We start from the raw sequence: 26,321 nt of genomic DNA on the forward strand, positions 1-26,321 counted from the left end.
TTACCGTATTATTGTTACCCAACCTTTATACTTCCTGATACCATCCGGCTTCTTCACTTCCAGTATATAGTAGTAGGTGCTTTCATTCAGGTTAGAACCGTCCCAGTTGTTGCGGTAATCCTTAGACTGGTACACCTGTCCGCCCCAGCGATTGAAGATGTATATCGCTGAACCCGGGTATTTCTCCAGTCCGCCGATGATGAACCTTTCGTTCTTACCATCACCATTCGGCGTGATCACATTCGGGAAAGACAAGTCCGATCCTTCAATTCCTGCCGTAGAAACCCCTACGTTATTGGTACTGTCCGCGTCCGGCATGTTTGTGCTGTAGGCACTCGCTTCGTTGATCAGCTGTCCGCCTTCTATCACACGGGCTGTCAGTGTCATCTGTACCGTGGCACCAACTGCCAGGTCACCGATGTTCCATTCTACCAGTTTGGTAGCTGCTGTTACCACTACCTCTCCTTTTTCTGCGGACGTATGGGTAGGCACATCCAGTTGTACCGGCAGGCGGTCTTCTGCTTTTACGCTGGTCACTGGTATGTTACCCGCATTCTTTACAGTGATGCGGTAGGTAAGGCTCTGGCCCATGCGGTAAGGACCTGTTACCGGTGCAACGATCTCTTTGGTAACGATCAGGTCACCGGCCAGTTTATCCGTATCCGTTATAGTTACCGTGGCGTCGCTGACAGCGCCTGTTGTAAAGGTGTAGCTGGCAGATTTTCCACCGGTAAGCAGGAACACCACTGTTTCCGGAGATTCTACTTCGTTGTCGTCCAGCACACTCACGGGAACGGTTACACTGCTGGCGCCTGCCGGGATGGTGATACTGCCGGTAATGGCCCTGTAATCTGCATCCGGTGTGGCCGTGCCACCTATCATGTATTGTATGGTGATCGGTTCTGCGGTACGTTTACCACTGGCCAGACTGATCGTGAACGCACCATTGATACCCGGTTCAGTAGCATCCGGTTTGCTGGCGGTAACGAGCAGGTTCAGGTTAGTATTATCGTCGTCTGCAATGTTTACAGTCGCGGTGTTGCTGGTACCTACTGTGTAATTTATTGCGGCAGACTTACCTCCTGTCACCGTGAGCACCACTGTTTCTGCCGGTTCTATCAGATCATCGTCTGTTACGTTTACTGGTATCGTTATACTACGCTGGCCTGCAGGGATCACCGCGGTGCCGGTAAGTGTTGTATAGTCGGCGCCTGCAGTAGCAGTACCTGCTACGGTATAAGTGACCGTGACGTCTGCAGCTGGTATTTTGCCGCTGGCAAGACTAATCGTGAATTCCCCTGGAGTGGATGGTTCTGCCGCATTGGGTTTGGTAGCGTTGACCACCAGATCCAGGTTTTTGTCGTCATCATCTGCTATGGTCACTGTAGCAGTATTGCTGGTACCTGGTGTAAACACGAGGCCGGTTGCCGTACCACCAGCTCCCGTGATGATCACGGTTTCGTTTCCTTCGATCAGCTGATCATCGGTTACAACTACGGGAACGGTTATACTATTCTGGCCCGCAGGAATCACTACTGTGCCGGTGAGGGCAGTATAGTCAGTACCGGCGATCGCCGTACCTGCTACGGTATATTTAGCAGTGATGTCCACAGCCGCAGTAACACCGGTTGGCAGACTGATAGTGAAGCTGCCATTGGTAGCCGGTTCTGCACCATCGGCATTTTTGGTAACGTTCAGTACCAGGTTGCTTTCATCATCGGTGATATTCACGGTAGCCGTATTGTTGGCGGTGAGCGTGAAGTTGGTGGAGCTGGCGCTGGTCAGTGTCAGGATCACCGTTTCCGTACCTTCTATCACCTTGTCGTCTATAACTGTTACTGGTATGGTGACGCTGTTCTGTCCCGCCGGGATAGTGACGGTACCGGTGAGGGCAGTATAATCTGCATTCGCCGTTGCAGTACCTGCTATGGTATAGTTCACTGTGATAGCTTCAGACGAAGTGATACCCGCAGGAAGGCTTATTTTAAATCCACCATTGGTAGCCGGTTCTGCGCCATCAATGTCTTTGGTGGCAGCCAGTACCAGTTTAGCAGGTGTAACGCTTTCATCATCCGTAATATTTACGGTAGCATTACTATTGCCGGTGAAGGTGAAGTTGGCAGAAGTACCGCCGTTGAGAGTGGCGACTACTGTTTCTGTTACTTCTATAATCCGATCATCTGATACTACTACGGGAACGGATACACTATTTTGTCCGGCAGGTATTACTACAGTACCTGTGAGGGTAGTATAATCAGCCCCGGCGGTGGCGGTACCCGTTACGGTATAGTTCACCGTGATCGCTTCAGATGAGGTAATTCCCGCGGGCAGGCTTATCTTAAAGTTACCGTTGGTAGCAGGTTCTGCGCCGTCTGTATCTTTAGTGATGGTCAGTGCCATACTCGCCGGTGTGATACTTTCATCATCGGCGATATTTACCGTAGCATTACCGTTGCCGGTGAAAGTGAAGCCCGTGGAAGTCCCACCGTTGAGTGTCATGATCACGGTTTCTGTGACTTCAATTACCTGGTCATCTTTTACGGTTACGGGAACGGATACACTGTTTTGTCCCGCTGGGATGGTGATCGTTCCTGTAATGGCATTATAATCAGTACCACTGGTAGCAGTACCAGCTATAGCATAGTTTACGGCGATGTCTTCGGAAGAAGCTATGCCTGAAGGCAAGCTGATTTTGAACGCACCGTTAGTGCCCGGCTCAGCGGCATCTGTTGTTTTCGCCACAGTCAGTGTCCGGTTTGCAGGTGTATCCTCATCATCCGTAATATTCACCGTAGCATTACCTGTACCGGTAAAGGTGAAGCTGGTGGAAGTTCCGCCGTTCAGTGTCATCATCACGGTTTCTGTATGCTCAATCAGCTGATCGTCCATTACAGTTACTGGTATGTTCACACTGTTCTGGCCTGCCGGGATAGTAATCGTTCCGGTGATGGCGGTATAGTCTGTACCAGCGGTGGCGGTGCCGCCAATCGTATAATTAACGGTGATATCTTCGGAAGAAACAATACCAGCAGGCAGACTAACTTTAAATTCACCATTGGTGCCTGGCTCTGCGGCATCTGTTGTTTTAGTGACCGTCAATACCCTATTGGCAGGATCGCCCTCATCGTCGGTGATGTTCACGGTAGCACTGCTGGTACCTGTGAAAGTGAAGCTGGTAGACGTTCCCCCGTTCAATGTCATGATCACTGTTTCCGTGTTCTCAATTAACTGATCATTTATTACAGTTACCGGTACACTCACGCTGTTCTGACCAGCAGGAATGATAATTGTTCCTGTAATTGCGGTATAGTCTGCACCGCTGGTAGCAGTACCACTCATGGTATAGCTAACCGTAACATCTTCAGAGGAAGCGATACCCGTTGGCAGACTGATCTTAAATCCACCGTTGGTAGCAGGTTCTGATGCATCTGTTGTTTTAGTTACTGTCAGCACACGGTTAGTCGCTGTGTTTTCGTCATCTGTAATATTCACAGTAGCGTTACCGGTGCCGGTGAATGTAAAGCTGGTGGAGGAGCCTCCATTCAACGTCATGATCACCGTTTCTGTATTCTCAATCAACTGGTCATCGATTACGGTTACCGGTATGTTCACACTATTCTGACCCGCAGGGATAGTGATAGTACCTGTGATGGCGGTATAGTCTGTGCCACTGGTGGCCGTACCGGCGATGGTATAGTTTACGGTGATAGCTTCAGAAGAAGCGATACCTGCCGGCAGACTGATCTTAAAGCTGCCGTTGGTAGCCGGTTCTGATGCATCTGTTACTTTACTCACCGTAAGCACACGATTAGCCGCTGTGTTCTCATCATCTGTAATATTCACAGTGGCATTACCAGTACCGATGAAAGTAAAGCTGGTGGATGTTCCACCGTTCAACGTCATGATAACCGTTTCTGTGTTCTCTATCAGTTGATCGTCTTTTACCGTTACCGGTATGCTCACGCTATTCTGACCTGCAGGGATGGTAATCGTTCCTGTAATGGCAGTATAGTCTGTGCCGCTTGTAGCGGTGCCACCCATAGTATAGTTAACGGTAATATTTTCTGATGAAACAATGCCGGCCGGAAGACTGATAGTGAAGCTACCATTAGTAGCTGGTTCTGCAGCATCTGTTGTTTTCACAATGCTGAGTCTTCGGTTAGCTGCGGTATTTTCATCATCCACAATATTCACGGTAGCGGTGGCGCCGCCGGTGAATGTGAAACTGGTCGATGTACCACCTGTAATGGTCATGCCTACTGTTTCGGTATTCTCCAGGATCTGGTCATTGATCACAGGTACGGGTACAGTAACACTGTGCTGACCAGCAGGGATGACTGCGGTGCCGCTCAGGGCTGTATAGTCTGATCCGCTGGTGGCAGTACCGCCAATGGTATAGGTCACCGTAATAGCTTCTGATGAAGCAACACCTGCAGGCAGGCTGATGGAAAACTCTCCATTTGTACCTGGTTCTGCGGCATTTTTTGTGGCGGTTACAGCGAGTATGCGGTTAGCTGCAATGTCGTCGTCATCCAGTATGTTGACGGTGGCGCTGCCGTTGCCGGTGAAACTAAAGCTGGCAGAGGATCCGCCGCTCAGTGTCATCACTACGGTTTCCGTATTTTCTATCAGCTTGTCATCGATCACCGGTACCTGGATAGTAACGCTGTTCTGACCGGCAGGTATCACTGCTGAAGTGCTGAGGGTGGTGTAATCAGTACCTGCAGTGGCGGTGCCACCGATGGTATAGTTTACAGTTACATTTTCAGCAGCGGTAATACCCGCAGGCAAACTAATGGTAAATCTACCGGCGGTAGACGGTTCTGCTGCATCGGCAGTTTTTGCCACGCTGAGTATCCGGTTCGCCACTACGTTATCATTATCAACAATATTTACGGTAGCATTACCTATGCCGGTGAAAGTGAAGCTGTTGGACGTACCACCGTTCAGCGTCAGGATCACGGTTTCTGTATTCTCAATCACCTTATCGTCAGTTACGATAACTGGAACGGCTACACTATTCTGACCGGCCGGTATGGTAATCACCCCGGTGAGCGCCGTATAGTCTGTGCCGGCAGTGGCCGTACCTGTTATGGTGTAGTTAACAGTAATATCTTCAGAAGACGTAAATCCTGCAGGCAAACCAATATTAAAGCTGCCATTAGTAGCTGGTTCTGCGCCATCACTGATATGGGTTACTGATAATACGCGGTTAGCAGCCGTGTTATCGTTATCTGCAATATTTACGGTGGCATTACCGCTGGTACTGCTGGCGGCGAATACAAAGCTGGTAGACGTTCCGCCTGTCAGCGTCATAATCACGGTTTCCGTGCCTTCGATGATCTGGTCATCTGTTACAGTTACCGGTACAGCAACGCTGTTCTGACCAGCAGGTATTACTACGGAGCCGGAGAGGTTTGCATAATCGGTACCATTCACGGCGGTGCCGGCGATGGTATAATTCACAGTGATATTTTCTGCAGCGGTTATACCGGCAGGCAGACTTACATTGAAGTTGCCATTGGTGGCTGGCTCTGCGCCATCTGCGGTTCTGCTTACCAGCAATACCCGGTTTGCGGCAATATCATCGTCATCATTAATATTCACGGTAGCATTACCGTTGGTAGTGCTGGCAGTGAAGTTGAAATTGGCAGAAGTGCCACCGGTAAGTGTCAGGATCACGGTCTCTTTGCTTTCAATGACCTGGTCATTGATCACACTCACTGGCACGCCTACACTATTTTGTCCGGCAGGGATCACTACGGTGCCACTGAGGGTATTATAGTCGGTTCCGCTTGTGGCAGTACCAGCTACGGTATAATTCACGGTAATATCTTCGGCCGAGGTTACTCCGCCAGGCAGGCTGATAGTAAAGCTGCCGTTGGTAGATGGTTCTGCCGCATCGCCTGCATTGTTTACACTCAGTACACGGTTAGCCGGGGTGTTATCGTCATCTGCGATATTCACCGTAGCATTTCCGCTGGTACTGCTTGCCACGAGCGTAAAGCTGGTGGATGTAGCCCCCGTGGCCGTTAATATTACTGTTTCTGTATTTTCTATAATCTGATCGTTGATCACGTTTACGGTTACCGGTACATTATTCTGACCGGCAGGGATCACCACAGTTCCGCTAAGAGCTGTGTAATCAATACCACCGGTAGCAGTACCACCTATGGTGTAATGAACGGTGAGGTCTTCCGCAGCGGTGTATCCGGCGGGCAAACCAACCGTAAAGTTGCCATTGGTAGCTGGTTCTGCACCGTTTACAGGATTCGTGACATTGATCACCAGGTTAGCCGGGATGTTATCATCATCTGTAATATTCACGGTAGCATTACCACTGGTTGTGCTGGCAGTGAAGGTAAAGCTGGTACTTGCGCCACTTGTGAGCTGGAGGATCACCGTTTCGGTAGTTTCAATTACCTGGTCGTTGATCACTGGCACTGTTACGGCTACACTATTCTGACCGGCAGGAATTACTACCGTACCACTCAGCGCGGTATAATCTGTTGCACTGGTAGAAGTACCACCGGTAGTGTAATTCACGGTGATGTTTTCAGCTGCCGTGATACCTGCAGGCAAACTGATAGTGAAGACACCATCTGTACCTGGTTCCGCGGCATCAGTGGTTTTCACGACACTCAGCACACGGTTAGCCGCCACGTCGTCATTGTCCGTGATATTCACAGTGGCGTTGCCTGTACCGGTAAATGTGAAGCTGGTGGAGCTACCGCCGGCAAGGGTCATGATCACAGTTTCAGTGCCTTCGATCAGCTGATCGTCCAGCACAGCTACGGGCACGGCTACACTATTCTGACCAGCAGGGATCACTACTGTACCGGCAAGAGCAGTATAGTCTGTGCCGCTGGTGGCGGTGCCTGTGGTAGTATAGGTAACGGTGATATCTTCTGCCGCGGTATATCCTGCCGGCAAACTGATATTGAAGGAACCGTTGGTAGCTGGTTCTGCGGCGTCTCCCGTTTTGGCAACACTCAGCACGCGGTTAGCCGCCACGTTATCATTGTCCGTGATATTCACGGTAGCGTTGCCGGTACCAGTGAAGGTAAAGCTGGCAGAGGATCCGCCGGCGAGAGTTGCGATCACGGTTTCTGTATTCTCTATAATCTGGTCGTCAGTTACTATAACTGGCACGGCTACACTATTCTGGCCCGCCGGAATCACTACCGTACCGCTTAAGGCAACGTAGTCGGTGCCCGCAGCAGCGGTACCCGCTACCGTATAGTTCACGGTAATGTTTTCGGCTGCTGTGATGCCTGCTGGCAGACTTACGCTGAAAGAACCATCAGTGGAAGGTTCTGCCCCATCTGCAGTTTGGTTAATATTCAACACCAGGTTAACCGGATTGCTGGCCTCATCATCTGTAATATCTGCGGTTGCGCTGCCATTGGTACTGCTGGCCACCAGGTTAAAGTTTGTACTGGTTCCACCTGTCAATGTCACGATCACCGTTTCCGTATTTTCAATGATCTTATCGTCTTTTACTACTACCGGCAGGGTTACGCTGTTCTGGCCGGCTGGCAGCACAATGGAATTGCCTATAGCACCGTAATCCGTGCCACTGGTGGCTGTACCAGCTACAGTATAGTTCACGGTAATATCCTGAGATGCGGTGTATCCTGCAGGTAAACTAATACTGAATGCCGCATTAGTAGATGGTTCTGCACCGTCGGTGGTTTTGGTGATATTCAACACAAGCGCAGCAGGCGATTTGTCATCGTCTTCAATATCCAGGAAAGCATTGCCATTTGTGGCGCTGCTGGTGAAGCTAAAGTTGGTACTGGTGCCACTGTTCAGGGTCATGATCACGGTTTCCGTGCCTTCAATGATCTGGTCATTGATAACAGTTACCGGTACTACCACGCTGTTCTGGTTGGCAGGAATCACTACTGTGCCGGTGAGGTTCGTATAGTCAGTGCCGTTAATAGCAGTACCTGTGATAGTATAGTTTACAGTTACATTTTCCGCCACTGTAATGCCTGTGGGCAAACTGATCCTGAATTCACCGTTAGTAGATGGTTCTGCCGCATCAGCGGTCCTGATCACGCTTAACACGAGGTTGCCCGGTATATTGTCTTCATCGGTAATATTCAGGGCAGCATTACCATTGGTAGTGCTGGCAGTATAAGTGAAGCTGCCGGAAGTGCCACCGGTAATGTTCATGATCACGGTTTCTGTATTCTCAATAACCTGATCATCTGCTACATTCACTGGTACGGCTATACTATTTTGGCCGGCCGGTATGATCACCGTACCGCTGAGGGCAGTATAGTCTGCGCCGGCAGTGGCGGTACCGGTAACGTTATAGTTCACAGTAACAGGTGCCGATGCGGTATAACCTGCAGGCAAACTGATACGGAACGAGCCGTTGGTGCCTGGTTCGGCTGCATCCGCTGTTTTGGTCACACTGAGCACAAGATTAGCAGCGATGCCATCATCATCTGTAATATTTGCGGTAGCATTACCATTAGTGGTGCTGGCAGTAAACACAAAGGATGGAGAAGTGCCGCCGGTGACAGTGAGCGTCACTGTTTCGGTTCCTTCTATAATCTTGTCATCTGAAACGATCAACGGTACGGGCACACTATTCTGACCGGCAGGTAATACAATGGAGCCGGAGAGTGTAGTGTAATCTGTTCCGTTAACGGCCGTACCTGTGATGGTATAATTTACGGTCACCGGCTGGGCGGAGGTAACACCTGCCGGCAGACTGATGGTGAATGTTCCATTAGTACCCGGTTCTGCAGCATCTGTTGTTTTGGAGATGCTGATTACCTGGTTAGCCGCGGTATTGTCGTTATCGGTAATGTTCACCGATGCAGTGCTGTTACCGCTTGCGGGTGTAAAGTTAAAGCTTGTGCTGGTACCACCGGTAAGCGTAACCGTTACTGTTTCTGTACCTTCTATTACCTGGTCATCGGTTACATCTACAGGCACCTTAACACTGGTCTGACCGGCTGGTATCTGTACTGTACCGGACAGGCTGGCGTAGTCGGTACCGGCAGTAGCTGTACCGCCTACGGTATAATTCACGGTAATGTCTTCTGATGCAGTATAACCTGCAGGCAGACTGATGGTAAACTCGCCATCGGTAGACGGCTCTGCGCCATCAGCGCTATTGGTTACCAGCAATACATTGTTCGTGTTGTTATTATCATCGTCAGTGATATTCACCGTTGCGTTATTGCCCGCTGCATCTGCAGTATAGGTAAATGAGTTACCGTCTGTACCACCGGTGAGTGTCAATATTGCTGTTTCGGTATTCTCAATGATCTTGTCATCTATAACAGACAGTGGTATAGTAACGCTGTTGGTATTTGCGGGCAGCGTGATAGTGCTGATAGCGTAGTCGGTATTACGGACAGCGGTACCACTCATGTTATAATTCAGTGTGATACTGGCGGCGGAAGTATAACCCGCAGGCAAACTTATCGTATACGCGCCACCGGTAGATGGCTCTGCCGCATCGGTGGTCTTCACTACTTTCAGTACCTGGTTGGCAGCAATCGCGTCATTATCCGCTATGTTCACCGTCACATCATCATTAGCCGGATCCGGTGGGAAGATAAATGCGTTACCGCCACCGTCTATAGCACTGCCAGACAAAAGCGTAAATATCATTGTTTCAGTAGGTTCAATGATCTGGTCGTCCAATACATTGAGATCTACCGTTACGCTGTTGGTATTTGCCGGGATCACGATAGCGCCCAGGGCCTGGTAGTCCACACCGGATATGGCGGTACCGGATATCTTATACCCTACCGTAACAGGCCATGCGGAAGTGGCAACACCTGCGAGCTTCACCGTGAAGGTGCCTTTGGTAGCCGGTTCTGCGGCATTGGTGCCGGCAATTACCTGTAATGGTGTGCTGCTGGCAGCGTTGGCGTCAATGATGTTCACTACCGCTCCATTACCTGAAGGGTCTATCGTGAACGGATAACTGCTGGAGGCTGCGCTGGTAAGGGTCAGTACCACCGTTTCAGGCCCCTCGATGATGCCATCGTTACCGGCGTCTACATCAATGAATACTTCATTGGCTCCCGCCGGTATAACGATCTTACCAGCAGACAGTCCCAGCAAATTATAGTCAGTTATATCAGTGGCTGTTCCCCCAAGGGTAAAGCTAATCACTACATCTTCAGAGCTGGTAATACCAGGCGCCAGGGCTATTCTGTACTGCCCTTTAGCACCGCCTTCTATGGCGTCAGATACTTTGGTGAGCAATACAACATTGCTGTTTCCTGCATGATCATTATCAGTAATAGTAACGGTAGCAGTACCTCCCCCACTTGCAGCGGTGTAAGTGAACTGCGCATCGTTGCCACCCGTGATATTCAGGATCACTGTTTCATCAGGCTCTATCACGGTATTGTCTATCACATTCACTGGAACGGATACACTATTTTGGCCGGCAGGGATGGTGATGATGCCGGTAATGGCCTGGTAATCTGTGCCAGGAGTGGCAGTGCCACCGGCCACAGTATAAGCCACCTGAATATCCCTGGCAGCTGTAATTCCTGTCGGGAGACTTATACGGAAACTACCATTGGTAGCTGGTTCTGCGGCATCAGCTGTTTTGGTAACAGCAAGTACCTGGTTAGCAGCTGTATTATCATCGTCTGTTATATTCACAACAGCATTGCCATTGGTAGTGCTGGCAGTATATGCGAAACTGCTGCTGGTACCACTGCTGATCGCAAGATTCACGGATTCCGTACCTTCTATGATCTGGTCATTGATAACATTAACAGGAACGGCTATACTATTCTGACCGGCAGGGATAGTAACAGTGCCGGTAAGGGCGGTATAATCAGCGCCACCTGTGGCTGTACCGCTGATAGTATATGTGACATTGATATCTTCTGATGGCAGTATACCGGCAGGCAGACTGATTGTAAACCCGCCATTGGTAGCTGGTTCCGCCGCGTTGCCATTATTGGTAGCACTCAGTACGCGATTCGCCGCTGAGTTTTCATCATCTGTAATATTTACGGTAGCATTACTGTTGGTAGTGCTGGCGGTATAGGTAAAGCCAGTGCTGGTGCCACCTGTAAGCGTCATGATCACAGTCTCTGTGTTTTCCACGATCTGGTCGTTGATCACACTCACTGGCACGGATACACTGTTTTGTCCTGCGGGCAGGATTACGGTACCTGTCAGCGCCGTGTAGTCTATGCCACTACCTGCCGTACCTGCTGCGGTATAGTTTACCGTAATTGGTAAAGCTGCAGTGTAACCGGTAGGCAGACTTATCTTAAAGGAGCCATTGGTACCTGGTTCTGCGGCATCGCCATCGTTCACCACACTCAGTACCTGGTTCGCAGCAATGTTATCGTTGTCCAGGATATCAGCGGTAGCACTGCCGTTGGTAGTGCTGGCAGTAAAGCTAAAGCTGGTGCTGGTGCCACCTGTCAGCGTTGCAATTAATGTTTCTGTGCCTTCAATAATCTGATCATCTGATACGACTGCTGAAATATCCACGCTGTTCTGACCTGCAGGCAGGATTACGCTGCCGCTTAAGCCAGCATAGTCGGTACCGTTGGTACCCGTACCTGTAATGGTGTAGTTAACTGTTACCGGTTCTGATGATCTTATCGTTGCAGGTAAACTAATCCTGAAGCCACCATTAGTGGAAGGCTCTTCGAGATCAGACAGTTTCACTATGCTGAGTACACGGTTTGCCGCTGTATTGTCATCATCTGCGATATTGATCGTTTCATCACCATCTGTGGTGCTTGGGGTAAAGACCAGCGCCCCGGCTGTACCGCCGGTAAGCGTCACGGCTACTGTTTCTACATTTTCAATGAATTTATCATCTATCACATTCACCGGTAATGCCACGTTGTTGGCTCCCGCCGGAATGGTGATAGTACCGCTCAGATTGGCGTAATCTACGCCAGTTGTGCCCGTACCTGCCACGGTATAACTCACTGTAATAGGTTGAGCTATTGTAACACCGGCAGGCAAACTAATGCGGAAGGCACCGTTGGTAGCTGGTTCCGCAGCATCAGCCGTTTTGGTAACCGACAGCACGCGGTTAGCGGGCTGGTCGTCATTATCAATAATATTGCCCGTAACACTGACTGGATCAGGGGTAAAGGTAAAGCTGGATGAGGATGCACCAGTGACGGTGATCACTACTGTTTCCGTACCTTCTATGATCTGGTCATCAACAATATTGGCGACCATGGAGGTTGCACCTGTGCCTCCAGCGGGAATGGTGGCAGTACCACCAAAATGCGCCGGTGTGAGGCCAATATAGTCCGTTCCTTTAGTGGCAGTACCACCAACTGTATAATTAATGGTTATTGCTTCTGAAGAAGTGATTCCCGTAGGGAGATGGAAATTAAATCTGATGGAAGCACCACCTTCGGCCCCATCCCGCGCCAATTCCAGGATCACGGTACGGTTAGCCGGTGTATTATCGTCATCTGCAATATCTACTGTAGCAGATGCCGCTGTGGACGAAGCTGTAAAGTTGAAACTGGTACTGGTTCCGGATGTAACATTCAATATTACCGTCTCTGTTTTCTCAATCACCTGGTCATCTGTGACGTTTACAGGTACCAATACGCTATCCTCACCTGCAGGAATGATGATCGTACCGGAGATCGGCGTATAGTCGGTGCTACCAGCTGTACCAGCCACTGTATAACTCACCGTAATCGGCTCGGAAGAAGTGACACCGGCAGGCAGGCTCACACTGAAGCTGCCATTGGTAGCCGGTTCCGCCGCATTGGCCATATTACCTACAGTGAGTATGCGGTTAGCTGTAGTGTTGTCGTCATCCGTAATATTTGCAGACGCATTACCGTTTGTGGTGCTGGCAGTATAAGTAAAGTTGGCAGAAGTACCACCTGTGAGTGTTAATACTATTGTTTCAGTATTCTCAATCACCTTGTCGTTTATCACTGTTACCGGCAATGCTATGCTATTCTGCCCGGCCGGAATGATGGCAGTACCACTTATTGACGTATAGTCGGTACCGTTGGTAGCAGTACCGGCTATGCTGTAATTCACAGTGATATCTTCTGAAGGTAAAACACCCGAAGGTAAACTGATCTTGAACGCAGCATTGGTGGCTGGTTCTGCTCCATCAATAGTTTTAGTGATACTCAACACACGATTGGCTGCAGTGTTATCATCATCCGCAATATTCACTGTAGCATTGCCATTGGTGGTGCTGGCAGTGAAAGCAAAGCTGGTGCTGGTACCACCGGTTATTGTCATAATAACCGTTTCGGCATTTTCCATCAGCTGATCATCAACAACAGTCACAGGTACCACTACGCTATCCTGGCCGGCGGGTATTATCACCGAGCCTGTCAGCGTAGTATAGTCGGTACCGTTAGTAGCGGTTCCGCTGGTTGTATAAGTTACGGTAATAGGTTCTGAAGAAGTGACACCTGCAGGCAGACCTATCTTAAACGCCCCGTTGGTGGCTGGCTCGGACGCATCGCCGGCATTGCGGACACCTAAAACGCGGTTAGCGGCGGTGTTATCATCATCGGCGATGTTGGCCGTAGCGCTGCCATTGGTGCTGCTGGCAGTGAAGCTAAAGCTGGTGCTGGTACCGCCGGTCACCGTTGCTATCACCGTTTCTGTGTTCTCTATGATCTTGTCATCGGCAACAGTGATCGGTAAGGGTACGCTGTTCTGTCCTGCAGGCAGCAGCACAGATGTTCCCAGAGCAGTGTAATCTATGCCACTACCGGCAGTACCTGCGGATGTATAGGAGATGGTTATGTCCTCAGATGCTGTGACACCAGCAGGTAAACTGATAGTAAACTTGCCGTTGGTAGCCGGTTCTGCGGCGTCAGTGTTTTTCGTAATAGCAAGTACACGGTTAGCCGGTATGTCGTCATTGTCGGCTATGTTCGCTGTAGCGCTGCCTTCAACAGGATCAGCAGTAAAGGTAAAGTTGCCGGATGAAGCGCTGGTAATGGTAAGTATAATGGTCTCCGTACCTTCTATGACCTGGTCGTCTACTATAGATGCTATGTTTGCACTTGCATTGCCGCCCGCAGTAATACTGATTGTACCGGTGAGATGCGCCGGGGTAGCGCCATTATAGTCCGTGCCTTTTACAGCTGTACCGCTTATGGCATATTTGACTACTACTGTCTCTGAAGAAGTAATGCCTGGAGGGAGAAGGAAATTAAACCTGGCGGTAGAACCACCTTCAGCACCATCACGATCTTTCACTACTCTCACCACAAGATTAGCGGGCGTATTGTCATCGTCTATCACATTCACAATAGCATTAGCGGCAGAAGTATTCTGAGTAAGGGTAAAGTTGGCGGACGTCCCGCCGGTTACGGTGACCATCACCGTCTCTGCAACTTCGATCAACTGATCATCGCTTACAACTACTGGCAACACCACTCCATTCTGGCCTGCGGGAATCACTACTGAGCCGCTCAGCACACCATAATCCGCTCCTGGTGTAGCGGTACCACCAATACTATAGTTCACGGTGATGTCTTCCGATGCAGTAACACCTGCTGGCAGGCCTATGTTGAATGCGCCATTGGTAGCAGGTTCTCTTGCATCATTAACCGCGGTGACACCTACAGTGGTTTTAACAGGATTATTGCTGTCGTTATCAATAATATTCAGGGAGGCTGCTGCCTGTGTGCTGCTGATATTATAAGCGCTGCTGCTAGTAACACCGGTAGCCGCATTCAGGGTAACGGTGACACCCTCTGTAGTTTCGAGGATGTTATCATCAGCCACTACTACGGGGAGGGCTACACTATTGTTGCCTGCGGGGAAAGTAACCGTGCCGTTCAACGCCGTATAATCGGTACCGTTAGCAGCCGTACCTGTTACGGTGTAGTTTACGGTGATATCTTCTGTGGCCATTACGCCTGCAGGCAAGCTGATATTAAAGGAACCATTCTGTGTACCTTCTGTACCATCCTGTACTTTGGTGATAGTCAGTACCTGGTTGGCGGTTGTTACTCCACCGAAAGTGGAGAAGTTCTGAATACCGCTGAACTCAACGTATTCCACGCCATCCTGCTGACCGGTAGCTGATGGAGAAATCTCCGTAATATTAGTCAATCCTCCGGGAGTCAGGTCAGCCAGTGTGGCGGTAACATCACCTGTATGTTTGAACCATGCCCACCGTTGTGCGCCGGTTATGCCGCGGGTACCGGAGAGCATATTCTCCGCATTCGTTCTTTCAGCAGGATTCCAGAAGAGGCGAAGCGTAACGCCGCCGTTCTGGGTCAGGTTGGCGCCTGTGTAGGCGATATGTACCAGCCTGCGCATCAACTGCGTACCATAATCGGTGCCGCTGTTTTTACCCAGTGCTGTATTCATATCCCTGTTCACGTCCACAACAGCAGACAGTTTGGTAACATCCATGGTGTTGCCGTTCAGGGCAATGGAGGCTATGAATTTATTTGGATCAGAAGGATCAATGAAATAAAGCGTACCGTTATCGATACAGGTAGAGGCTATTGTTCTCACGGTAGCATCAGGTACCAGGTTAGCTGTACGCTGAAGATGACTGGTAACGAGTGTAAACACAACGCCATCTTTCAGCGCACCGAGGTTTTCAAAGCTTACAATACCGCCGTTAAAACCGGTGGCAGGTATTTCGGTAACCGTACCGGTTGCGAAGTCACCATCGCCATCTTCATCAATCATAATGGTGAAATCCTTAGCTGCGGTTCCTTTTACAGTAATACCGTTCAGGTCAAACTGCAAACTGAGGGGCTGCGTACTGATATCGTAATTGCTGAACTGCGTTTTCCACTCCTGGGTGAGGCGTTCAGGGATACAGCTACCCACAGGCAGATCTGTACCTGTTACGGTGAGTGCTGCGCTGTTGCTGCCGAGCAGGAGGTAACTTTTATCCGCGCCAAAAGTATTGGTGTTATCTGCATTGGTGGCAGCAATGGAACGAAGGCCGGCTGTGAGGATGGAGCCGGTATGCACGCTGCGGGATTGTTTTTGTACAAGTCCTTCTGCGTCATCACGACCAATACCAAAGATGTTGTTTTTATAGATGTTGTTGGTAGTAGCATTCCAGATCACCGAACCATTGGTGGCCAGGTAATCCTGTGCGGTAGTCTGGTCGAGTGTAATACCATATTTGATGCCGAGGTATGATTCTACCTGCCGCGCCTGTGTGGGTGTAAGCGCAGATTTATATACGATCACTTCGGGGATCTTACCGTTGAAGATACGACCGTCATATGTATTGTCATCTCCTGTGCGGCCACCCAGTTCAAAGAAAGCGCCGTCCGCCTGCGGTGCACAGTTGGTACCAAGAGGGCCTCGCAGGCCGTTCAGCCAGGTGCTTCCGTTCAACGAATTGTTGGCACTTACATAAACGCCCCTGGCAATGATTGGCCCTGCGTAAGAAGGTGTGGATAAACCTACCACGCATCCCGCGCCGTCCAAACCATATTTACCGGCGTTTAGGAGAAGTCCCCTGCCTGTAGCACCTGTTGCTGTCCAGTTACCGTTAGTGGCAAAAATACCCTGTAACGCACTTCCAGGACCTTCAGGCTTATTCACAGAGAATATAGACAGGTCGGCTGATGTGTTCCAGTTAGTGGCGTCGCTTCCTTTCAGTGATTTGCCGACTGCACCTGTGAAGTCTATTGCCGGGTTGAAGTTAATACCATTAGGATCACGAACAATATCTGCTGAAGGAGTGATTGGATTTGTATGTCCTGGTTGAGCGGCGCGTAATTCAGTTACCATGGAACCGCTTTGGTTCAGCCATTGTTCTACCTGGTTGCTGCCGTTCACCTGTACATCTGCATCTGCTTTCACCCACAGTTTTTCACCCTGTACGCCGCCCGGTGAGGTGACGAAGCTGGCGAAAGTGAAGTATTGGTTGTTAGTAAGATCAATATTGGTTGAATAGCTGGCCACACCGTTCACATCAGCCTGAGACAATTGAATAAACTGATCACCACCATCAAAAGTGGCGTCGCTGCTGATGACCAGGTAAGGCGTGGTAGCGCTTAATGGTAGCTGATCCTTCGGGATGGAAATAGCCACTGTACCAACAGCGCCTGTTTCCTGCACTTTCCATACTCTCGCCATACGGGTAGTTACAGCGGGGTTGCCGGTAACAGCAGTCGTGAATAAAGTGCTGGCGCCATCATCACCCCAAACCATATATGATTTATCGCTTGTAAATGTATTGGTATTGGCAATATTGTTTGCCGCAATACCACCCAGGCCCACTATGGGCTGGAAGCCCGTGTTGATGTTGCGACTCTGCTTCTGCGTAAGCCCTTCCACATCATCACGGCCTATACCGGTAATATTATTTTTATAAGTGGCGTTAACGGTGGCATCCCATACTTTGGTAGTGCCATCGGTAGCCAGGTAATCAGTAGCGGTAGTCTGATCTATCGTATAGCCGTACTTGATAGCCAGGTAAGTAGACACCCGTTGCTGTTCGGTGGTGGATAACGCTACCGGATATACGATAACATCTCCCATGGTACCGTTCCACGACTGGCCATGATCCCACGGAGCGGTACCTATCTGCGCGCCGCCGTTGCCGGTGTTCCATGCCTTAGCCAATGGTCCGCCTAAAACTTTCATCTTGCTGTACAGTGTTGCATTGCCGCCGTTGCCAGCCCATACGCCCACCATTTCGTTAAATGTTCCTGATTGCCAGTTGCCGGCAGGGCTTATCACGTCATTAGCATATCCCACAAAATCAGCGGTGCCGTTTCCACCTATGGTGGCAATACCGGTACCTGTGCTGGTAGCCGCGGCGCCGTATCCGAGAATATATCCGTTGCCGGTGATGGTTGCTAAACTACCGGTACCAAAGTATGTTCTGGCACTGATACCTAAAGGCAGCTTCGTGATATCCAGGTTCAGATAATCTGCACCATCAAATTTCACTACCGGGTTAAAGTTTGCATTATTGGTAAGGTTGTTCAGATACAGCGGTTGACTGGCAGGCACTGTTGTTTGTGTGGCGTTGTTCAGCTCTGATGCGTAATCAGTCCAACCATTAATAGCGGTGTTGTCTGTAATGCTGGAAGTACCTGCATCCGGGCGCAGCCACAATGAAGTACCCACCACACCACCGGGCGTTTTGATAGACGCACCATAGGTGAAGTATTGACCATTTGTTAAATCTACGTTGGCGGCATACTGTTTCACACCGTTCAGCATTGTTGCTGTTACAGGGATAAACTGATCCGCTCCATCGAAGGTGGCGTCGTTACTGATGATGAGGTAAGTTTGCGCAGCATTGGGCAGTGCATTGTATGGCACAGCCACCTGTACGCTGCCGATGGTACCGGTTTCCTGTACTCTCCATACCCTTGCCATGCGATAGTTCGCTACAGGGTGACCTGTGAGCGGAGTTTTAAAGAGGCTGCTGCCGGCATTGTCGCCCCATACCATGTAGGATTTGTCCGATGCAAATGCATTGGCATTTCCTGTATTTGTTTCAGCCAGGCTGTTCAGGCCAATAGCCAGTTGCATACCATCTGCTGTATTGCGGGATTGTTTCTGGTTAAGATCTTCTGCATCATCACGGCCAATACCGGTGATATAGTTTTTATAAGCATTGTTTGTTGTGGCATCCCATACTGTGCTGCCATCGGTAGCGAGGTAATTGCTGGAGCCATTATTCAGGGAAATACCATATTTGATACCCATGTAGGTATTCACACGCTGTTGTTCATTTGCCGTGAGCGCATTGGCATAAACGATCAGGTCGCCCATGCGGCCATTGTAGGAGCTGGTATTAGCGCCCAACTGGAAAATGCTGTTGTTACCGGTAAATGTACTGGTGTTATTACCGTTGGCTACATTTAAGCCATTCCTGTAAATAGCCTGCTTGTTGGCAGCAAGACTAATATCGTCAGTGGCAGTCCAGAGAATAACCTGGTTGCTGATATCTCCTGCGTTATAGGTAAGACGGTTACTGATATAAGGAGCATCCCAGTAAACAATATTATCACCCCAGGTAGCATGCAGCGTAAACTGGGTACCTGTGCCGGCTTGTTCTGTAAAAATAACAGTGTTAACAGGAGTTGTTTGACTGGCTGCAAAGAACGCGTTAGCAGCGGTGTAATTGCCTGTCTTCAGGAACGAGTTACCTGTCATTGAATGAGGCGCACCATTAAACCTCACCACCGGGTTAAAGTTCATGTTGTTGGTGGCGTTGTTGAAATACAATGGTTGACTGGCCGGCGTAGCCTGTGACATATTATTGCCGTTAGGGCTATAGTCATTCCAGCTGCTGATCCCCGTGCTATCTGTGTTAGCAGAAGTGCCCTGATCCGCGCGTAACCACACCAGCTTACCACTGTTTACACCACCCGGGTATTTTACCGCTGCGCCGAAGGTGAAATACACACCATCAGGCATCAGGGTGGAGTTAAGCGTAATTGTTTTATCTGCATTCAGCGGCAGTTCCTGGTTGATCGTCGCAAAAGTAGGATCAGTGCTGATCAGCAGGTATACTTTCGTGCCTGGTGCATCTGCTTTCAGGGTGATCGATTGATCTGCCCAGTTGGTTTTATCTACCTTCCAGATGCGTGGCAGGCGGCGGGTAGCGTTTGTACCGCTTATAATATTTGCATAAGAAGCAGCGGACTGCCCGTTGTCTCCAAAAACAAAGAATGATTTATCGTTGGTAATGGTGTTGCTATTCTGTTCGTTGGTAATAGCAATACTGTTACCCAGGGAGATGGTTACAAAACCTGTATCTACACTGAGCGATTGTTTAGTATTCAGCGCAGTACCGTTATCTCTTCCGATACCGGTGATGCGTGACTTATAAACAGGATCGGCTGTCCAGTATTTCGAGCCATCTGTGGCCAGGTAATCCGTGGCACCGTTGTCTATTGTAATACCATATTTGAGACCGAGGTAAGATTCTACTGACTGTCTTTCAGCATCTGACAAAACGCGGTTGTAGGCGATCACTTCTCCCATATTACCCATCCAGTAAAGTCCGCGGGCGGCAATGGTACGGGAGCCAATAGCAATAAGGTTTTCTGTGAGCGGCGTTAAATTAATAGTGCCCTGGTTGTCAAAAGAGTGGTTTGCAAAAATACGAACTCCATTAGGCGTGTTATTGGATTGGGTACCACTAAAAATATAGGGTTTATTGGGCTGGTATGTGTAAAAACCACCTACAGCAACCACTGATGCGGCATTTTCCAGGTACTGCAATTGTCCGGTGTTGATGAGACGGAACTCCATACCATGTCCTGCGCCTACGCCTCCGCTACTGATAAGATCTCTTCCTGTGCCAAATCCCGAACCACTGCCAACCGCAAAAACGGTGGCGGTAGCAGGATCTATACGTGTAGTAGTGATATCCAGGAAGTCGTCCGTACCATCGAATACAAGACCGTAATTAAAGTTGAGCGCCTTCGCATCTGTAATAGGCTGGCTGCCCACTACACTTTGTAAAGCGTTATTGCCATAGTTGGCGTAGTCGTTCCATTGGCTGCCACCGGATATACCATCATCTGCACGCAGCCAGAAACTGATACCATTTTTCACACCATTCGGACCGGTGATCATCCTCGCGAAAGTAAAGTAGGCGCCATCGGGTAGCAGGTTACTATTAACGGTAACGCTGCTGTCGGCATTTAATGCATAGGCTGCATCACCTGCGCCAAAAGTATTGTCGGTGCTTACGAGCAGGTAAGTGCGCGCATTACCGCCGGATAATCTGAACGTAATATTCTGATCTGCCCAGTTATTTTTCTGTGCTTTGAAAATGCGGGCCATGCGGGTATTCACATTCGTTACGCCGGTAACCGGTGTCAGGAAAGTGGTAGCGCCACCATCATCACCGAAGGTGAAGAAAGAAAGGTCATTGGTAATAACAGTTGCATTGGCTTTGTTGGAAGCAGTAATGGCTGCGCCGGCGGCAATAGTAACCATGCCGGTATCGGCGCTGACAGATTGTTTCTGATACAGCATGCCCCTGTCGTCGCGACCTATACCCGTGATATGTTTGGCGTAGCTGCCGCCAACAGCTGCTTTCCACATGGTGGTGCTGCCATCGCTGGCGAGGTAATCCACCGGCGCATCTATTCCCAGCGTAAGACCGTAGCGCAGCGCCATATAAGATTGTACCTGCTGGCGTTCTACAGCGCTCAGCTTACGGGAGTATAAGATCACTTCGGAGATGTCGCCATTGAACACCGCGTTATGCCCGGCTCCTATATAATCCTTACCACCCGCGGGTGAAAGGAAGCTTACTGCATTCGCATTGGCGGTCACCAATACCTTACCGTCAATTCCTCCCGCCCAATCGTTGGTGGCGCTCCAGAGATTCACCATATGCGCATTGCGCACATTTACCGATGCGGGGTAAAAAAAGCCCCTGCGTGCGGTGGCAGAACCAAAATAAGTATTGTGACTATTGTTACTCCAGGTATATAGCGCCTGATTGCTGGCATAAGTACCGCCAAATTCAAACGGATAGCTCATCACCGAAGCCGTGTTATCAACATTTGACGTTTGTACAGAGAATATTTCACCTGCGGTAAATGCGTTCGCAAATTCAGCTGTCACAAAATAATTGGCGGCTCCGAAACCTATCCCCGGATTAAAGTTGAAAGATCCTTCCTTCCAGGGCATCACGGTTCCACTTGATGGACTCCATACGCGGCGTGATGCACTCAGCTCCGTCCATTGTGTGGCACTGCTGCCACCTGCTACCCCACTATCCGCCCTGGCCCATACTTCCAGGCCGGCGGCCACACCCGCTGGTGCTGCCTGTGTATTACCGAAAGTGAAATAAGCACCATCCGGCAGCTGATCACTATCGAGCGTAATACCTCCATTGGCATCCAGCACATACACTTTATCTCCTGCTCCAAAAGTTTCATCACTACTTACCAGCAGGTAGTTGGTGTTGTTACCATTCGTCAGCGATAAACTGATGGGACTTTTCGCCCAGTTGGTACGATCTGTTTTATAGATCCGCGCCATGCGCAGCGTAATATTACCCAGCCCTGTAACGGCCTGGCTATACGTAGCAGCCTGACCATTATCACTGAAGGTAAAGAAGGAAAGATCGTTGGCGATATTACTGCTGTTGTCCACATTAGATGCCGCCAGGCTGCTGCCTGCGCCAATGGATACGTTAGCACCATCGAGTTGTGAGCGGCTTTGCTTCTGAAGCAGGGTACCGTTATCATCTCTGCCTAAGCCGGTGATACGTTCACCGTAACCGGTATTTTTGGAAGCGCTCCACATACGGGTGGTACCGTTGCTGGCGATGTAATCGGTCAGGGCGCCGGCGCCGGTTTTTAAAGTGAGTCCGTATTTCAGGGACAGGTAGCTGTTCACCTGGGCGCGCTCGGTAGCGTTTAACTGCCGGTTGTAGAAGATCAACTCTGACATACGCCCATTGAAACTGGCGAAATGCCCTGCGCCGATAGCAACATTCACCGCAGTTCCCCTGGAAAAACTAACCGGGAAGGTAGTGCTGCTGCCGATTGTTTTGCCATCGAAGTTCAATGCCCAATTGCCTGGAGCACTCCAGTTATTCAGGATATGCGCCTGTTGTATATTAATACCTGTCAAAGCGTAACTGGGCCTTGTGGTAATACCGAAATGCGTATAGTGGGAACCGCTATACACATAAGCTGGCTGGCCACCGGCTGCTGTGGGGTCACCACCAAACTCAAACGGGAAGCTCAGTGTGGTAGACGTAGACGCAAGATTAGAAAGCTGCACAGAGAATATTTCTCCCGCTGTATAACTTTCGGTAAACTTTGGTACGCTGAAATAATTAGTCCCCAGGAAGTTGATTGCAGGGTTATAGTTAATACTGTTCTGTTGCCAGCTAAGAGGTGTATTGGCAATGGCTAATGGCCATTCTCTCTGCCCGGTCTGATCTTCCCATTTGGTAATATTACCATCCACCACGGTTGCACCTGCATCTGCTTTCACCCATGTCTGCAGATTAGTGGCTACTCCACCGGGGAATCGCTGTTGCTGACCAAAAGTAAAAAAGGAACTATTGGCAAGATCTGCGCTGGAAACGGTGACCGTTCCTGTGCTGCTGAGTTTAAGTTCGCGCGTAATGGTGCCGAAAGCTGCATCTGTGCTGATGAGCAGGTAATTATTTTCAGTGCCGCCGTCGAGTTTCAGTGTTACCTGCTGACTGTTATTCCAGCCGGCAGTTTTCTGCACCCGCCAAACGCGCCCCATGCGTTGTGTGGCATTAGAGCTGGTTACAGCGGTGAAGTAACTGGTGTTACCATTGTTGTCGCTGAACACCAGGAATGATTTGTCCTGTGTAAAAGCGTTTGTATTGGCAGCATTGGAAACAGCGATTGCATTTCCCAATGCAATGGTTACGATACCGGTGTCCTGACTCAGCGATTGCTTCTGGTTCAACATACTGCAATCATCGCGACCAATGCCGGTGATACGCGTACCATAACCGGTATTGGAAGCGGCCGTCCATATTTGCACGGCGCCATCGCTGGTAACATAATCTGTTGTACCGGCATTGAGTGTGACGCCATATTTCAGTGCCATGTATGATTCAATGCGCTGAATTTCTATAGGAGTAAGATCGCGGTTGTAGATGAACACTTCGGGAATGAATACTTTTGAATACTCTCCGAACGTGGCTCCGCCCACATCCAGCGTCCACACGCCGGCATCAGATGCAGCGCCGTTTTTCACAAGGGCACCATTACTTTTAAATTCATACGCACCGGTTGCCCCCCTTTCAAAGGAATAGAGCTTACCTTTTGTGGTTATTGCGTTACCTGTGTTTAGCCAACCTTCCACATACAGCCGGTTTTCCACCCCCGCATGCCAGCCGAATAATTTATTGCCGGTGGAGCTGGTGAATACACGACCGGTTTGTGAGCCTTCCAACTGGCTCATGCCCATAATGGAATAGGCGCCGGTTACCCCTGCTGAGGCAGGCACAATGTGCGCATCGTTTCCGTCATAGTAAATAGCGGGGTTAAAGTTTACCATGCCGGTGGTATTATCCGGATCACCTATTACGGTCATGTGATTAGCATTGCCGGAAATATCTCCCCAATTCACGCCATTCACGGCCTGGTCTGCCCGGTACCATGCCAGGATGCCGCTATTCACACAGGCGGGCCCCTGCAAGGTCATAGGTATGCTGTTACCAAACTCCGAGGTACCGCAATTGTTGGCGGCTATTCGAAGTGTGGCTGTCCAGAAACCGAGGCCGGTAGCGCCGGGTCCTGCATTATAAGTGATAGTTTGTGTGGAAGTGCCGGTGGCTAGTCCTGTTAAGGTCGTAACATAATATTGCCCACTCGTTTTATTCGTAGCGGGATCGTTGGCATAAATATCTACCGTGTATTGTGCACCGGCTGTTATATTTGGGATCGTGAGCTGCAACTGGTACTGCCCCCCTCCCTGCGCGGTAGATGAAACCAGCACCGGTGTGCGGCCGGCAGCCGCTGTATAAGTACAATTACCGGCGGGCAACGCAATGCCCAAACCGGTATTATTATAAATGGAGTTGTTAGTGATGACAACCTTGTTGGGTGATTCATTATAAACACCTGCTCCGCCGTTATCATGTACAACGCAACCTGTTACTGCCGCATCCGTTACACCTGCGCCTCCATAAAACCAAATGCCGTGGCTGGTACTATTAACTACCGTATCGCCTGTCAGGTCATAATCTGAAACGGCATTGGCGCCGTTGAGCACAATACCTGAGCGCACACTATTGCGGAAGGAGGAGTTGACAATATCTACATTACTGCGTGCAAAGTTGCCACCGAATCCAATACCGTCATTATTTTTGGTAAATGTAGAATTGGTTACCTGGAAGTTAGTCGCCGCTCCGCTTGAGACCACCCCTCCAATGTCAAATTCGTCAAAAGTAACATTATTGATAGTCACCCCTGTTGCTGTATTCAGGAAATAGATCCCATAGTCCGAGTCATCTGTGTTACCGGGCTTGTCTCCATTCAATACTGAATTACTGATAGTAACTCCATTTACCGTATTTTCAAATCTTATAAAAGAACTGGTAGGGTAAAGTCCGGGCACACGAGTCTCCATCAGGGCATTACTGATCGTAATATTGCTGGCTGCCCCATTGAACCATACATCATAGATATCATTTTCATTTATATTGATAGAGTCCAGGGTGATACCGTTTGCCGTATTGTCGAAGCGAATAGCATAGTCACCATCGTCATCCGTACCTATCACATTCATATCTACTGTGGTCCTGTTAATATCAAAGTTGGTGGCAACATAATCGCAATAGATACCCAGTGCCACCCCGCTCCACAAACTATCTATGTTCACATTCCTGAACAACACATTATTCGCCGTTTCCACGGCGCCGGCAGTATTATCGAACATAATAGCATTCTGGAAGCCGCTGATATTACTGTTGGTCAGCGTAAACCCGTTCACTGCTGCATCCCTGAACACGATACCTTCACCGCCACGCACATTACCCGCTGTGCTGAGCTGGATATTATCCATTACCAGGTTAGTCTGCATGCCGCCTGTAAAATAAAAAGCGCGCCCGTAATAAATGTTGCTGGCAGTCTCCACGTCCGTAGAATAAATATTTCTCACAGTCAGACCAGTGGATGCCCCCTGTACCCTCATAAATGCATTCAGGTAGTTACCTACTGTGCTGAAAGACCGTATATTCTCAACCGTGATACCTGTCCTGTTTGGGAAAATATCTACATCTATGTCCCCGTTATTCTGTATCGTAAAATTCCGGACGGTCACGCTGTCCGCATCAATCACGAATGGATTGATAATGGAATTGGTGCCGGTGGAATATAGTGTGATCTTGTTTTGCCCATCGATGGTCAGCTTCTTTGCCGTAATGGTGGGCATGGTGGTGGCCAGTGTAATCTGTCCGTGCACACTGAACACGATCTGGTGCGGCCCCGCTCCCGCTGCGTTTGCATCCAGGATTGCCTGTCTTAATGAACCAGGCCCCGCATCATTGGTATTAGTGACAGGGAAGCTGTTCGCTGTTGCGGCGATAGTCACCATCATACCAAACAGTGCCAGCAAAAGACGCTTACAGCCTTTACTGAAAAATCTCGAATCGCGATTCGTAACATTAAAGAGGGACATAATGCAATAAACTTTGGGTAATGAGGGGCCGGTCCGCTTCGTTGCACAAACGGATCGGAAAGATTCTTTAAGGAACCTTTGCATGCTCGTATACAGGATATGGTTGTTTGTTAAAAGCTATAGACAACTCCTTTCAGCCGGTATCGGTCAGGCACAGGTAAAATCACAGGTTTCATCGTTGAAATAATTGGTACCGGCATAAATTT

General features: G+C 49.5%; 1 protein-coding gene. It reads right to left on the reverse strand.

The window, feature by feature from the left end:
* Positions 1-26,115, reverse strand: a complete 26,115-nt coding sequence (locus tag AB4Z08_RS32615; protein ID WP_441577979.1) for a Calx-beta domain-containing protein — start codon at positions 26,113-26,115, stop codon at positions 1-3.
* Positions 26,116-26,321: the final 206 nt, after the last annotated feature.

Source organism: Chitinophaga sp. RAB17 (assembly GCF_052114225.1).
Taxonomy (GTDB): Bacteria; Bacteroidota; Bacteroidia; order Chitinophagales; family Chitinophagaceae; genus Chitinophaga.

What these genes read in the sequence shown, in the direction of transcription:
- AB4Z08_RS32615 (WP_441577979.1), bottom strand. Translation starts at nt 26,115, where the DNA reads ATGTCCCTCTTTAATGTTACGAATCGCGATTCGAGATTTTTCAGTAAA.